The organism is Mesobacillus sp. LC4, from assembly GCF_053543455.1.
The window spans coordinates 199,875-213,108 of record NZ_JBGCUB010000005.1 but is presented as its reverse complement, the minus strand read 5'-3'; the positions used below and the strand labels follow the sequence as shown (position 1 = coordinate 213,108).

Here is a 13,234-nt window from a genome sequence, read left to right as displayed (position 1 = left end):
AATTTTCCTCAACCTTTACAGTTAGATAACGATTCAGTAACAAACAAGCTTTCACCCCCAGATTCGTGATAGTTTAGTAGAAGTCTATGATGGTTAATAATTTTTAGGGAACTGGGTGAAGACACTATGTTATCAACTACAGAAATTGGGATTGATCTAGGTACAGCCAATACACTAGTATATAGTAAAAATAAAGGAGTCGCCTTGAATGAACCTTCAGTAGTGGCGATCGATACTGAAACGAAAAATGTTCTTGCTGTCGGCAAGGAAGCGAAGGAAATGATCGGCAAGACACCTGGAAAAATCGTGGCGATCCGTCCGTTGAAAGATGGAGTCATTGCTGATTTCGACGTGACGACGGAAATGCTGAAACAAATCATGAAGAAAGCTTCAAAAAAGGGCGGCTTTACTCTCCGTAAACCGGATGTTGTCGTCTGCACACCGTCTGGCTCAACCAGTGTTGAACGCCGTGCGATCCAGGATGCAGTCAGAAATGCTGGCGCAAAGAAGGTACATCTTATTGAGGAACCAGTTGCCGCGGCAATTGGAGCTGGACTGCCTGTTGATGAGCCGGTAGCAAACGTTGTCGTTGATATCGGAGGCGGCACAACGGAAGTCGCCATCATTTCATATGGCGGTGTCGTTGCCTGCCATTCCATTCGCATCGCTGGCGACAGACTGGACGAAGACATCGTCCATTATGTACGTAAAGAATACAATGTCCTCATTGGTGAAAGAACAGCTGAGAAAATCAAGATGGAGATTGGGTATGCGCTTGTTGACCACGAAATGTTGGAAATGGAAATCCGAGGCCGTGACCTTGTAACGGGCCTGCCCAAGACTGTGACCCTCAATTCGTATGAAATCAGGGACACTCTGAAAGAATCCCTGCTTCATATCATGGAAGCGATCCGTGCTACACTAGAGGACTGCCCTGCAGAACTAAGCGGTGATATTGTAGACCGCGGCGTGATTCTTTCTGGTGGCGGCGCTTTGTTGAACGGGATGCAGGATTGGCTTGGAGGCGAAATGGTCGTTCCCGTACACATTGCTCCAAACCCGCTTGAATCGGTTGCGATTGGAACTGGTAAAGCATTGCAGTACATTCATAAGTTACAGCCTGCTGTAAAGTAAAATAACTGTCACTAAAAGATCGCGATAGAATACGCGATCTTTTAGTTTACTTTCATTCACACAAATAATCAGCAAAGAAAAGTTTATCCATCCTCTCATAAATGCTCCTAAAAAGTCCAAAACCATTATTAGCTGCTACTTAATAAATACTTTTCTTTAATAATCTTCAAATGATGGAGTTCATGCCCGCCGATCATGTAAGCGATGGTTTCTACCGATACATCGTACCCATTGGCTTTGCTCATGTTAGGTAAAGATTTTTGCGGAAGGCCTTTTAACAGACTGATTGTTGCTCTTCTAACGTTCTGATAATCTTCCAAAAGATCTGTCATCGTGCGCGTGTAAAAGGTAGCTTTCTGTACAAACTCGTTCTCATCGAATCCCAATAGAGGAGTTGTATCTCCTCTTGCAATGCGAAGGATTCTATAGGACATGATCCTTTCAGTATCTGTCAGGTGTCCAAGCACCTCGGACAAAGTCCATTTCCCTTCCCCATAGCGATAGTTGGACTGACCCTCGGTTACTTTGGATAATAATATGTACGTAGTCTCAAGCTGTTCAGCAAGAATATCGGTAATGTCTCCTTCTGGGAGCAGTTTAATATAGCCCCTTGTATACTCAGGAAACATTTCTAAACCTGGCTTATTGAACATTATAAATCCCCCTTCATTCTTTTCATATATAGTAATTCGTGCAAAATAGATTTTTCCCTTTTAAAATGCTGGTGTCCTTGCGTCAAAATAAAAGGACACTGTTTCTTTAACAGTGCCCTCCATTTCATTCCTTGTATTGTTTCCTCAGCCTATTGAAATACAAGAATACCGGCAAAGGAATGATAATAAAGCCCAGGCTCTTGATAATCTGATTAACTGCCCTGTCTTTTTGCCGTTGCTTTTCTTCTGTAACATAAACATCATAATTGCTGCGAAGTTCTTCCTCAGTCAGTTCTGTTTGGGAACCTTCAATCTTTCCATTGTTCACCATTTGCTTGTATTCCGTGAAGCTTTGATAATAACCCGTTGGGCTGACAAGATCGGCTGTTGCCATGAAAATCGAAACCCCACCGCCAATGACCATCATCAATGTAGCAAACAATACTAGATAAGTATATAAATGTCTGACCACTTTCTCTCCCCCTTGCTCCTTATTTTTCACTGCAAAAGCCACTATAAATACCAATAAAACTACTGGTAAAACGGAAAATACTAATGAGAAAGCAAACAATCTTTCGCCCCCTTTGATAAGTATAAGAGCCAATAACCAAATCAATGGATTTACATTTTTCCTATTAGTGTAATTTTACACTATATTCAGGCGGATTTAAAGAATTATTATCCATCTCAAGTAAAATTTTCATTACACAAAAAAACAGTGTCCCCACTGGAAACACTGTTTTTTCATATATGAATTTTCATTTTTATCTCGCTATTCTCATCACATTACCCTTTTGAACATTTTCTCCATTTCATATGTGGAGTAGTGGACGATGATTGGCCGGCCATGCGGACAGGTGAACGGATCCGATGAACGCCGCAATTCATCCAGCAATGCCTGAATCTCATCGTTTCGCAGATGGTGATTGGCTTTGATTGATGCCTTGCAGCTCATCATAATCGCTGCTTCTTCTCGAAGCTTTTTAAGATCCACTTTCTTCATCATGAGCAGCTGTTCAATCATATCTTCAATCAGATCTTTTTCCTCTCCGCGAGGGAACCATTGCGGGTGTGATCGAACGATGAAACTATTGTAGCCAAATGGCTCAAGGAACACCCCCACTTTTTCAAGCTCATGCTGATACTCATTGATTTTGATGCATTCATCCGCCGAATATTCAAGTGTGATCGGGACAAGCATTTCCTGAAGCTCAGTCGCCACCTCGCCTACCTTGTCCCTGAAGTATTCATATTTGATTCTCTCCTGGGCGGCATGCTGGTCAATGATATATAAACCACGATCGTTCTGTGCGAGAATATAGGTCCCGTGCATTTGCCCTATTGGATAAAGAGGAGGGACTCGAGAAGCCTGCACTTCAGCAGCCGGTCCGACAACTGGTGAGGCAGCAGCTGGAGCAATCACCTCCTCCTCACCTTGTACAGGTTCGTCATCAACTGGTGAAACTGATGAAGATATGGAATTCTCTTGGGCTACAAAAGCATTTCTCCAGTCTGGTGCTTCCTGCTGTTGATTAATCGCAAGTTCGGGAGCTTTGAAGCTGTTGCTGAGTTCCGCCGTTTTATAGCTATTTCCAAGCTCAACCGCCTTCTCCTCAACAAATGGTCTTCCAACGTTGGTTGTTGGGACTATGTTAGGCTTATTTTCAGCTTCAGGCAAATGATCGAGATCCATAAAAGTTTGTTCTGACTTTGGCTTTTCCTGCTTCTGAGTGACCATCCCAGCCGGAATCAATTCCTTTGTTTTAAAGGCACCTTTTATGACACTCGAGACAAGCTCATTCAATTCCTGCTCCTTGCTCAATCGTACTTCCATCTTGGACGGATGAACGTTCACATCTATCAGAAGCGGGTCCATTTCAATATTCAAAAGAACGACAGGATATCTGCCTATAGGAAGCAATGTATGGTATCCTTCCTGAATCGCCTTTACGAGAGCATAGTTTTTGATAAAACGGCCATTAATCATCGTCGAAATATAGTTTCTTGATGCCCTGGTGATTTCTGGCATTGAGATATAGCCGCTAATTCTATAATCCAATGATTCTCCCGAAATAGGAATCATGGATTTCACCATATTAATACCATATATAGCAGCCAATACCTGGCGTACGTCTCCATTTCCTGTCGTCTTTAACAGCTGTCGTCCATTATGGACAAGCCTGAAGGAGATCTCTGGATTTGCCAGCGCCAGGCGGTTTACGACATCCGTAATATTGCCAAGTTCTGTATGAATGGTTTTCATATATTTAAGCCGTGCCGGAGTATTGAAAAACAGGTCCGAAATGATGATATCCGTACCTTTTCGGCTGTCGGCTTTCTCCACTGACTCTACCTTTCCGCCTTCAATGACCACTTTATTGCCTTCGATGCCGGTCGATGTTTTCATTTCAAGCCTTGAAACAGAGGCAATACTCGGCAGCGCCTCGCCCCTGAACCCAAGAGTCCTGATTCGGAACAAGTCATTTTCGTTCTTGATTTTGCTCGTGGCATGCCGCTGGAAGGCGACGAGGACATCGTCTTCCTCTATGCCGTCTCCATTGTCTGTGATCCTGATCCTGGCTAGTCCAGCTTCCTCAAGATCAATCTCGATCACAGTACTATTAGCATCAATTGCGTTCTCCAGCAATTCCTTAACAACCGATGCCGGCCGTTCAACTACCTCACCGGCCGCAATCTTGTTTGATAAGGCGTCGTCCAGCTGAATAATTTTCGCCATTCCGTCACCTCCAGCTTTTCAATAGTTTTAGCCGCATTATTTCCTTAGCTTTTTTTGCAGCTCGTAAAGCATATTCATAGCCTGTAAAGGAGTCATATCAAGGATTTCCAGTCCAACTAATTGTTCAAGAACCTGCTTTTCCTTCTTGCTTGAACCACTAGCTTTCTTCTGTTCAGGCTCCTCATCAAAAAAGGATAGCTGAGCCGCGGCTGCTGTTTCAGCTGCTTGAAGCATGCTTTGGTTCTCTTCTTCGTTATGAAAAGTTTCCCTTACAGAGTTGAAGCTCTCCTGACGATTAAGTTCAGATGAAACTTGTGGGTCTGTTTGTTCAAGTGTTTGCAGGATTTCAGCAGCGCGTTCGATCAGGTCTGCCGGCAATTCAGCAAGCTGGGCAACATGGATGCCGTAACTCTTATCCGCTGCACCTTCCCTGATTTTATGAAGAAAAACGACCTTTCCATTCTGCTCAACAGCACTGACATGCACATTCTTCAATTTATCCAAATCATTTTCCAGTGAAGTCATTTCATGGTAGTGGGTCGAAAACAGCGTCTTAGCGCTGATTTTATCATGGATGTATTCAATCATCGCCTGAGCTAGTGCCATTCCGTCGTATGTGGATGTGCCCCGGCCGATTTCATCAAAAAGAATCAAGCTGTCCTTCGTCGCATTGGTTATTGCGTTCTTTGCCTCAAGCATCTCTACCATAAAAGTACTTTGCCCAGAAACAAGATCATCTGCCGCACCAATCCTGGTGAAAACCTGATCGAATATTGGCATAACCGCCTCCGTCGCTGGCACAAAAGAGCCGATTTGTGCCATGATTGCCGTCAGGGCAACCTGGCGCATATATGTGCTTTTACCAGACATATTTGGTCCAGTAATCAACAGTACTTCGCGGTCGTTGTCCATAAAGCAATCGTTTGGCACGTATTCCTGAGCATCCATTACTTTTTCGACCACCGGGTGGCGTCCATCCTTCAGAACAATTTTCCTATCTGCTGAGAACTGCGGTCTTACATATTGGCGCTGTTCACTCAGCTCTGCAAAGCCTAGAATGACATCCAGTTCACTCAATGCTCTGGCAAGCCCTTGTAATCTAGGAATGAACTCTTTAATCCTTTCGCGAATCCCGGTAAACAGCTGGTATTCTAACTCGATGCTTTTTTCCTCGGCCGCAAGGATCAAATCTTCCTTTTCCTTCAGCTCAGGTGTGATAAACCGCTCGGCATTCGATAAAGTCTGCTTCCGCTCATATTGGCCTTCCTGTAAAAGATGAAGGTTGGCCTTCGTTACTTCAATATAATAGCCAAACACCCTGTTGTAGCCAATTTTCAAGGATTTGATCCCTGTTTTCTCACGCTCTTGCCGCTCTAGCATGGCAATCCACGTTTTTCCATTCCGGCTGGCATCTCGGTATTGGGCTAGCTGATGATCGTAGCCATCCCTGATGATATTCCCTTCCTTTACAGAAATAGGAGGGTTATCAACGATTGCCTGTTCAAGCAGATCGGCTGCCTCCTCGCAAGGATCGAGTCTATCAGCCATGGAGGCAGCTTCTTCATGGGGAAGGCTCTCCAAAATATGTTTTAAAGATGGTACTTGTAATAAAGACCTTTTTAACTGCATTAAGTCCCTTGGATTCAAATTGCCAAAGGCAACCCTGCCAGCCAGGCGTTCAAGATCGTAGACCTCTTTCAGCTTCTCACGTAATTCCTGGCGTTCAAAAAACTGTCCGACAAAAAGCTGGACCAATTCCTGGCGGCGGCCAATTTCATTTTTATCAATCAACGGCCTGTTAATCCATTGCTTCAGCATCCTGCCGCCCATTGCGGTCATTGTCTCATCAAGCAGCCATAGAAGTGTTCCTTTTTTCGCCGTCGATCTTATTGTCTCTGTCAATTCAAGATTGCGCTTTGAAAAATAATCAATTTTCATATATTGCTGTACCTTGTAGACAGATACCTTTTGCAGGTGGTCAAGGCTGCGCTTCTGAGTTCTGTATAAGTAATTGAATAACCTTGAAGCTGTGTTTCTTAACTGTTCATCCTCGAGGTCCGCAAATAGCAACGAAAAATTCTCATTCACGTCGATGTTGTCCTCAATTGAAAGCGCAAGAATAGAACGTTCCTTCAGCTTTTTCTGGATTTCCGGAGAAAGCGAGCTTTCAATGACAACTTCCTTTGCTCCTGAAATCGATAATTCGTTAATAAGATCTTCGATACTGCCGTTGACGAGGGTAGCCCTGCTTTCCCCTGTCGACAGGTCGCTGCATGCAAACCCGAACATGTTTCCAGGAAAAACCGAGACAGTAGCAATGAAATTATTTTCCTTTTCTAAAAGCCCTCGTCCCTCCATCACTGTTCCCGGAGTGATTAGCTGGACAACTTCCCGCTTCACGACACCCTTTGCCGTCTTGGGATCTTCGGTTTGTTCACATATCGCGACTTTATAGCCTTTGTTAATCAACTGTTCAATATAGTTAGGAGCTGAATGGTAAGGAACACCGCACATCGGAATCCGTTCCTCTCCGCCGCCCTCTCTGCTTGTCAGTGTGATCTCAAGCTCCTGGGATGCCTTTAACGCATCCTCAAAGAACATTTCATAAAAATCTCCCAAGCGGAAAAATAAAAAGGCATCCTGGTAATCTGCCTTCACTTGCAGGTATTGCTTGATCATAGGGGTATATGTAGCCATATTATCCTCCAAAATTCACTTAGCTTTATTGTTACGGCAATGCACCGGTTCTGCTTTTACCCAATTAGTTCATTCTTTGCTGTTCGGTCAATCCAAGAGTCACATTTCGACTCTTACTCTAAATATCTATTATAACTCGACGAAAAATAATTTTCGATAGAATCCCATTAAAAAGAATTACCAGTCCTTAACTTTCGACCTATGTTGAATTAATTATCTCAGGAACTCTTGCTCCATGAAATAAATTCTAATAACTATATGAAAATATTTAGAAAACATGCCCCTGGATAAATCCTATCTTTCTGCAGCATATTCAGGAATCATTGCTGTTTTGTGTCTTCTTGGCATAAGATAGACAAATCCGCCCACATAAAAAAGCAAGACATGTCTGTCCTGCTCTAAGGTTGGAATACATTATATTTCCTTGCTGTTTCAACCCATTCATATCGTTTATGAGTACCTAGTTTCTCACCGATTTTTTGACGATGGTTCTCCACTGTCTTAACTGAAATATCAAGCCTTTCAGCGATATCTTTTTGGGAATATCCTTTAACCGTTAGAATGAAGACTTCCTTTTCCCGCTTGGTGATCGGGAGGTCGACAAGATTGACTTGGTCACAACCCGAATCCTCTTCCCATATATGTGTATCGAACACTTTCTGGTTGGCCAGAATTTTATCAAGCGATTGGATGAGATCATCCCGCTTCAGCTGCTTGATTAAATAACCGTCCGCTCCGGCCTCATAAGCTTTCTTTTGATACATGATATCATCATGCATCGAAAAAATGACTATTTTGGCATCCGGAAGCAGTTTCCGCAGCCTTTCCAGGGTTGTCATACCGTCCAGGCCGCCTGGCATTGAAAGGTCCAGCAGTACCAGATCGGCGGGAAATTCAGCGGCAGCCTTAACGGCTTCATACCCATCGCAGGCACAAACCCTGCCATCGATGCAAAAGGATTGCTGCAGCAGCATGCTTAAACCTTCGCGGACGATTTCATGATCATCGATAATCATCAGGTTCATATTCTCTCTCCCTCCGCTCTCAGTAAAGATACAAACCCTTCCACCCTTGTTGGACCACCTTCTTTACTGATCCACTTAATGTCCCCATCAAGCATTTTGCAACGTTCGTACATATGCTTCAGGCCGAGCCCTTTCGTTTTGCAACCGCCTGAAATAAAGCCATTGCCATTGTCGTATAATTGGAAAAAGATATATTGATAGCTGCTCTTTAAATGAATCGAAAAGTAAGTGGCTTTTCCGTGGCGGACTGAATTCGTGATACTTTCCTGGATGATCCTGAATAAATGAAGTTCTTTTTCAGGATCCAACTCCTTTTCCCGATCGATCTCCATATCCAGGAAGATTTCAATCTGGTATAACTTTTTCCAGTCCTTCACTGCCTGCACAAGGGATTTTACCAAACCGATATCATAGACGATTTCAGGTCTGAGGCTTTTGGTCAGGCGTTTAATATCTTGGAGGGTTTTTTCCATTACATTGACCATATTTGTAACATGATTTTGATATTTATCATCGCTTATATTCTGTTTTATAACCTCGAGACCAAGGAAGATGCTATAGACACTCTGGCCAATATGATCATGAAGCTCCATGGCAATCCTTTTCCGCTCAGCCTCCTGTGCCAGCAGCGTTTCTTGAACAAGCAGTTCATGAAAACGGGCCCTCTCACTATTTTCATTCTGTACAGGAGGCCGAATCCTCAGCACATAATATATCTCTTCTGATATCATCATCTTTTTCAATGACATTTCAAATTCTTCAAGGTCCTCATACACTGCCAGATGGGAATTGAAAAATGGAATGGGGTCATCGGTGGTCAAAATACAGCGATTTTCATTCTCTTCCACGTCCCGTTCCTGGCAATAGGTACAGTACGGCACCTTCTCTCCAAGCTTCCAGCCAGTCATGCCAAAAGCTTTTTCATTAAGATAAAGAATTGTCCGTTCTTTATCCATAACAATCATGCCCTCGGGCAGATGGTCAACAATCTCCGCTAGAAACTCAGTTTGCATCTCCATAAGCTAGTCCCTCACTAATATATTCCTTCTTCTCAACTCCATTTTAACCCCTTTTCTTATCTTCACCCCGCCACGTTTATTAACATTAAGTGAAATCTATACTTATTTATCTACAAAAAAAAACCTGATAGGGCCTTACCACTTATTTTGATATTTACTGTGTTGGTCTGTTTCACCGAGGTATTAAAATCCATTTGCCACATAAAATTGATTCAATTTGCTGTTGTCAGCAACACAGTCTAATTTAAGATTCTATTACTCAATAAACCATTCTGTATTTTTATCGATATTCCTTCATCGAATAAGCCTATTCTAACGATGTGCGGTACTACACAGGCTTTGATTCCAGACAAAAAAAAACAGGCTTAAGTTAGCCTGTTCTAATGTAATAATATCATTTCAACGAACTCAGAACTTGCTCGATATCTTCATTGATCATTTCCGTTGCCTGGGCCATTGTCCTGACATCCTTGGATGCCCAGTAATCATATAATCGTGCGAGGTCACTGCGGTTATATACCTGTTTTCCGTAATGGTTGTAAAAATAAGCAACCAAAAGATTGACTACATTGGCCGGGAGTTTACTGCGGGTTGAAATCGATCTGAGTGCAATATTCTCGAGTCCGCGGATATTATTATCAGTGAATTTTTCCACTACTTCAATTGGCATGGCGTTTTCACAAAAAGTAAGGAATTCGGGATCAGTTAAATTTTGTTTATTCATAGAAATTCTCCTGCTTCATTTACTTGATCAAATAGCTTCCAGCGCATTTTCTATAAGTCTGATGTCCATTGATATAAATTTCTTTATAGTGGCATCTTCACAGCGCTCGTATTCTTTATTAAGTCTCTTCAATTCTTCGTAAAAGATCTGGTATTCATAGTTGTTAATCATAATCTCCCTCATTAATTTACTGTTCTAAGAAATATTTTCCCATTTATACCTATGGTCAAACAAATTTTATAAGGATGATTATGATTATGCTAACATTACCATTAAGCAGACCAGAAAGGAAAGAGGTATTTTGGTTCATTTGCTTTTTCCCAACAAATATAGACAAATCCTGTCTAAATATGCTGTTTCTTATTTTCAATCATGGCCAAAGCCTTTTGCAGTGCCCAGCGCTGATGCTCATGACATAACTTACTCTCAGCTTCCCTAGTATCAAGCCATTTGAGGTGATGGTCAGCTTCAGCAGGTTCTCCTGTGTCTCCGGCTATCTTGGCAAAATAAAAATCCCCTTGAACCTGATAATATGTTGAATCCTTCTTAGAGTAAAAATACTGTTGTGCTTTTCCGATCCATTCACCGAGTTCAAGAAGCTTTCCCATTTCTTCTTTGCCTTCCCTTATTAAACACTCTTCATGACTTTCACTTTCTTCCATTCCACCGCCTGGAAGAAAACATTTACCATCATCCGTCTCGATCAATGCAACTAAATTTTCTTCTATTAATATGATTCCATACACACCTGGCCGCCATGTATAGCTTATTCCTGATTTTATTTCGCCAAAAGTTATCATCTTTGCAGCCCTTCATTCTAAAGGTTATCATTATGAAAATTACAATGTATGAATGATATGTCGAATCACACTATGAAATATTGGGACATTATTTTTACATATATACCGGCATCGCCATTCCGTAGAACATGCAGACTATTTTCAGGAATGCAGGTTGTGGGAGCAATTAAGATTGGAATAAGACGGTCAATAAAAGAAAAATTCCGTGTTCGTTGGTGTTACCGACTGGATCCATTCCGCTTCTTCTGAATTCTCTGCGTTGACTGCAAATTCCGTAGCCCAGTGGCCTGAATGAAAAATGATTTCTCCATACCGGATAAGATTCACTGTAAACCATTTGAATTTACTTTTCATTTCATACTTATTCAGAAGAAAATCTTGTATGTTTTGGACATTACTGAATTGAAAAAGAGTCATGTTGTCACCGGCATGAACAGAACAATTAACTATATATTGAATTTCCTTAATCGCTTCCTGTTCTTCATTCCAGCAATGAAACTCTATAGTATCTGCTTTCTTCAGGAAATGCGAGATTAAAGGTCTCCAATATTTATAATCATCGGGAAGTGGAAAGACAGTGTCCTCTTCTTCGCTATAGCTCCACGGTACCGTAAATTGTATCTCCACATACATCCCTCTTTTACCTAAAAGGAAAAATTTATAAATTATAATTCTCTAATCTTTCCAACACTTCCTTCTTTTAAGTACTCACTCTTTTAAAATATGTTTATATTTTTCGTAAGTCTTCGATTGCATAGCCTCCGTTACACGAGGCGTAAAATCTCCATTCACATGTTCAACGACCATATTGTATAGCATTTGCATCCTTACGTCCTGATAAGCCATCTGGATATGGATGTTTTTCACATTCATGTCTTTCATCATAAGAGCAGAATTGAAATTGTTGCTTCCCATAAGCTTTGATACTGATCTTGTTTCAAGAACAATCTCTTTGTCTTGTTCAGAAAGATTCAGATTCTCGGTATTTATCTGTATATCAGACATTTCCGCGAGCATTACTTCTCCTTTACGGTTTGGATCTATAAGTTCAAGCATCGCTCTTACATGATCTCGCAGCATTTCAATATTCATCTGAATCAGCTTCTTTAATTCTTGATTGTCTACAATCTCTTTGAATATCTTTAACTTGCTGATCGTTCCCTCATGGGTCGGCAAGTGTTCAGCCATGATTCCCAAATCCACAGCCGGAAAATTCATATTGATCCCTCCTCGCTCATCATAGGCATTATATTCGGAAGGATGATATCTGTTCTTAGAAGGAATTCTCCATTTTCGGGGAATTATTGTAGAAAATATTTAGAAGGGATCAGTTTATGTTAGAAAAATCAGCGAGAATTACACTTCTAGTGAAAGCTATTTTGATATAACCAGGGAAGTCCATACTTTTTCTGGCCTTTTTCTTTTTTATTCTAAGAAAAATAATTTTGCAATTAATAAACTTTACTAAAAAGAAAAGAAGTAAGCGAGAAAATTCTATCAATAGTTAAAAGGCCTGGGCATCTTCGCCCAGGTCTTCTTTCAATTTACTTATAAGAATATTACCGGAACTGCTGCGGCTAGCAACAGATAGCGGAGAATGAATCCGCCTGCCAGTACCGCACTTTCAGTGATCATAGTAGCTGTGATTCCATGTGATCCTGAAGCGGCAACTTCCAACCCTGCCGGTGTTTGATGAAGTTTTTTTGTATTCCATAACTCCAAAGCCTCGATTGTGATTGGGACTATTAATCCTACTATAATCAGCCCCATCCAGAATAGAGTGCTGTACTCACCGGAAAGAAGAATGGATACAGATTGTGCTGCAGATTCATTCGTTGATGAAGTGATTAGGAACATCGTGAAAATCAGGAATACTTCGGCAATCAGCAAGGTTAAGTGGATTTTTTTGATGGACATTACCGTATGGACCACTTTTTTATCCATTATGGCTGACACCAGCATAGTGCCGGCAATACCTGTTGAAAACGCCGATACGACGAATAATATTGGCAAGATTGCTGTATTCCATAGTGGCACAGCTCCAATGACTCCAATCAGGAAGCCAGTGTAAATGGCTGTTGCGACAGCAAATACGATGCCGACATACTCCACAATTTTGTTCGTATCTTTTTTCAACAATTCCATCAAGGCAATATAGGCTGCAGCCATCATGAAAAAGCTGATAAAATAGGTACCGATGGTCATGACTGAACTGAAATTTGTAAATAAATAGATGAAGCGCAATGGATCTTTCAAACCAGCCTCTGCATCGACAATGAGCAGGAGCAATCCTATTCCCATCAAAACCGGACTGATTAACCTTCCGACAAACCTGACTGTCTTTGCCTCAGGATACTTCCTTGCTGCATAGGAAGATGTTAAAAACGCACCGGCACTAAGTCCGGCAAGGAATAAATAGGCAGCGATAATTGTTCCCCAAACCAT

The 13,234-nt window shown here is 41.7% G+C and carries 13 protein-coding genes; 1 reads left to right on the top strand and 12 read right to left on the bottom strand.

The window, feature by feature from the left end; genetic code table 11:
* Positions 1 to 126 precede the first annotated feature (126 nt).
* Entirely contained in the window at positions 127 to 1,134 is a 1,008-nt protein-coding gene (gene mreBH / locus AB5I83_RS16520) for a rod-share determining protein MreBH (RefSeq protein ID WP_226087404.1), read from the top strand.
* Between the two features lie 128 nt (positions 1,135 to 1,262).
* On the opposite strand, the gene AB5I83_RS16515 is transcribed toward mreBH, so the two are convergent.
* From AB5I83_RS16515 to nrfD, 12 genes are all read right to left on the bottom strand, one after another.
* Positions 1,263 to 1,787, bottom strand: a complete 525-nt coding sequence (locus AB5I83_RS16515; protein WP_448976756.1) for a DinB family protein — start codon at positions 1,785 to 1,787, stop codon at positions 1,263 to 1,265.
* Positions 1,788 to 1,911: 124 nt separating this feature from the next.
* The gene (locus AB5I83_RS16510) at positions 1,912 to 2,259 is read right to left on the bottom strand and encodes a hypothetical protein (RefSeq protein ID WP_448976754.1); all 348 of its coding nucleotides are present in this window, start codon (positions 2,257 to 2,259) and stop codon (positions 1,912 to 1,914) included.
* A gap of 309 nt (positions 2,260 to 2,568) precedes the next feature.
* On the bottom strand, positions 2,569 to 4,524 hold the full coding sequence (mutL, locus tag AB5I83_RS16505) for a DNA mismatch repair endonuclease MutL (RefSeq protein WP_448976752.1): 1,956 nt from the start codon (positions 4,522 to 4,524) through the stop codon (positions 2,569 to 2,571).
* Between the two features lie 36 nt (positions 4,525 to 4,560).
* Positions 4,561 to 7,221, bottom strand: coding sequence for a DNA mismatch repair protein MutS (mutS, locus tag AB5I83_RS16500; RefSeq protein WP_448976751.1), 2,661 nt, complete (start codon positions 7,219 to 7,221; stop codon positions 4,561 to 4,563).
* A 398-nt stretch (positions 7,222 to 7,619) separates the two neighbouring features.
* Positions 7,620 to 8,246: a response regulator gene (locus tag AB5I83_RS16495; RefSeq protein WP_448976749.1), complete on the bottom strand. Its 627-nt coding sequence runs from the start codon at positions 8,244 to 8,246 to the stop codon at positions 7,620 to 7,622.
* Positions 8,243 to 9,265, bottom strand: a complete 1,023-nt coding sequence (locus AB5I83_RS16490; RefSeq protein WP_448976747.1) for a sensor histidine kinase — start codon at positions 9,263 to 9,265, stop codon at positions 8,243 to 8,245. Before AB5I83_RS16490 ends, AB5I83_RS16495 begins: the two co-directional genes overlap by 4 nt.
* A gap of 394 nt (positions 9,266 to 9,659) precedes the next feature.
* Complete coding sequence (locus AB5I83_RS16485; RefSeq protein ID WP_448976745.1) at positions 9,660 to 9,989, bottom strand: hypothetical protein; 330 nt, start codon at positions 9,987 to 9,989, stop codon at positions 9,660 to 9,662.
* A 27-nt stretch (positions 9,990 to 10,016) separates the two neighbouring features.
* Positions 10,017 to 10,160: a hypothetical protein gene (locus tag AB5I83_RS16480; protein WP_448976743.1), complete on the bottom strand. Its 144-nt coding sequence runs from the start codon at positions 10,158 to 10,160 to the stop codon at positions 10,017 to 10,019.
* 173 nt (positions 10,161 to 10,333) lie between these two features.
* Entirely contained in the window at positions 10,334 to 10,789 is a 456-nt protein-coding gene (locus AB5I83_RS16475; protein WP_448976741.1) for an NUDIX domain-containing protein, read from the bottom strand.
* 186 nt (positions 10,790 to 10,975) lie between these two features.
* Complete coding sequence (locus tag AB5I83_RS16470) at positions 10,976 to 11,416, bottom strand: hypothetical protein (RefSeq protein WP_448976739.1); 441 nt, start codon at positions 11,414 to 11,416, stop codon at positions 10,976 to 10,978.
* A gap of 81 nt (positions 11,417 to 11,497) precedes the next feature.
* Positions 11,498 to 12,007 (bottom strand): hypothetical protein, encoded by a 510-nt coding sequence (locus AB5I83_RS16465; RefSeq protein WP_448976737.1) that lies wholly within the window; start codon positions 12,005 to 12,007, stop codon positions 11,498 to 11,500.
* A gap of 330 nt (positions 12,008 to 12,337) precedes the next feature.
* Positions 12,338 to 13,234 carry an NrfD/PsrC family molybdoenzyme membrane anchor subunit gene (nrfD, locus tag AB5I83_RS16460; protein WP_448976736.1) on the bottom strand — a complete coding sequence of 299 codons (897 nt, stop codon included), beginning with the start codon at positions 13,232 to 13,234 and terminating at the stop codon, positions 12,338 to 12,340.

Coding starts and splice junctions, on each gene's coding strand:
- mreBH (WP_226087404.1), top strand. CDS start 127: ATGTTATCAACTACAGAAATTGGGATTGATCTAGGTACAGCCAATACA.
- AB5I83_RS16515 (WP_448976756.1), bottom strand. CDS start 1,787: ATGTTCAATAAGCCAGGTTTAGAAATGTTTCCTGAGTATACAAGGGGC.
- mutL (WP_448976752.1), bottom strand. CDS start 4,524: ATGGCGAAAATTATTCAGCTGGACGACGCCTTATCAAACAAGATTGCG.
- mutS (WP_448976751.1), bottom strand. CDS start 7,221: ATGGCTACATATACCCCTATGATCAAGCAATACCTGCAAGTGAAGGCA.
- AB5I83_RS16495 (WP_448976749.1), bottom strand. CDS start 8,246: ATGAACCTGATGATTATCGATGATCATGAAATCGTCCGCGAAGGTTTA.
- AB5I83_RS16490 (WP_448976747.1), bottom strand. CDS start 9,265: ATGGAGATGCAAACTGAGTTTCTAGCGGAGATTGTTGACCATCTGCCC.
- AB5I83_RS16485 (WP_448976745.1), bottom strand. CDS start 9,989: ATGAATAAACAAAATTTAACTGATCCCGAATTCCTTACTTTTTGTGAA.
- AB5I83_RS16480 (WP_448976743.1), bottom strand. CDS start 10,160: ATGATTAACAACTATGAATACCAGATCTTTTACGAAGAATTGAAGAGA.
- AB5I83_RS16475 (WP_448976741.1), bottom strand. CDS start 10,789: ATGATAACTTTTGGCGAAATAAAATCAGGAATAAGCTATACATGGCGG.
- AB5I83_RS16465 (WP_448976737.1), bottom strand. CDS start 12,007: ATGAATTTTCCGGCTGTGGATTTGGGAATCATGGCTGAACACTTGCCG.
- nrfD (WP_448976736.1), bottom strand. CDS start 13,234: ATGGTTTGGGGAACAATTATCGCTGCCTATTTATTCCTTGCCGGACTT.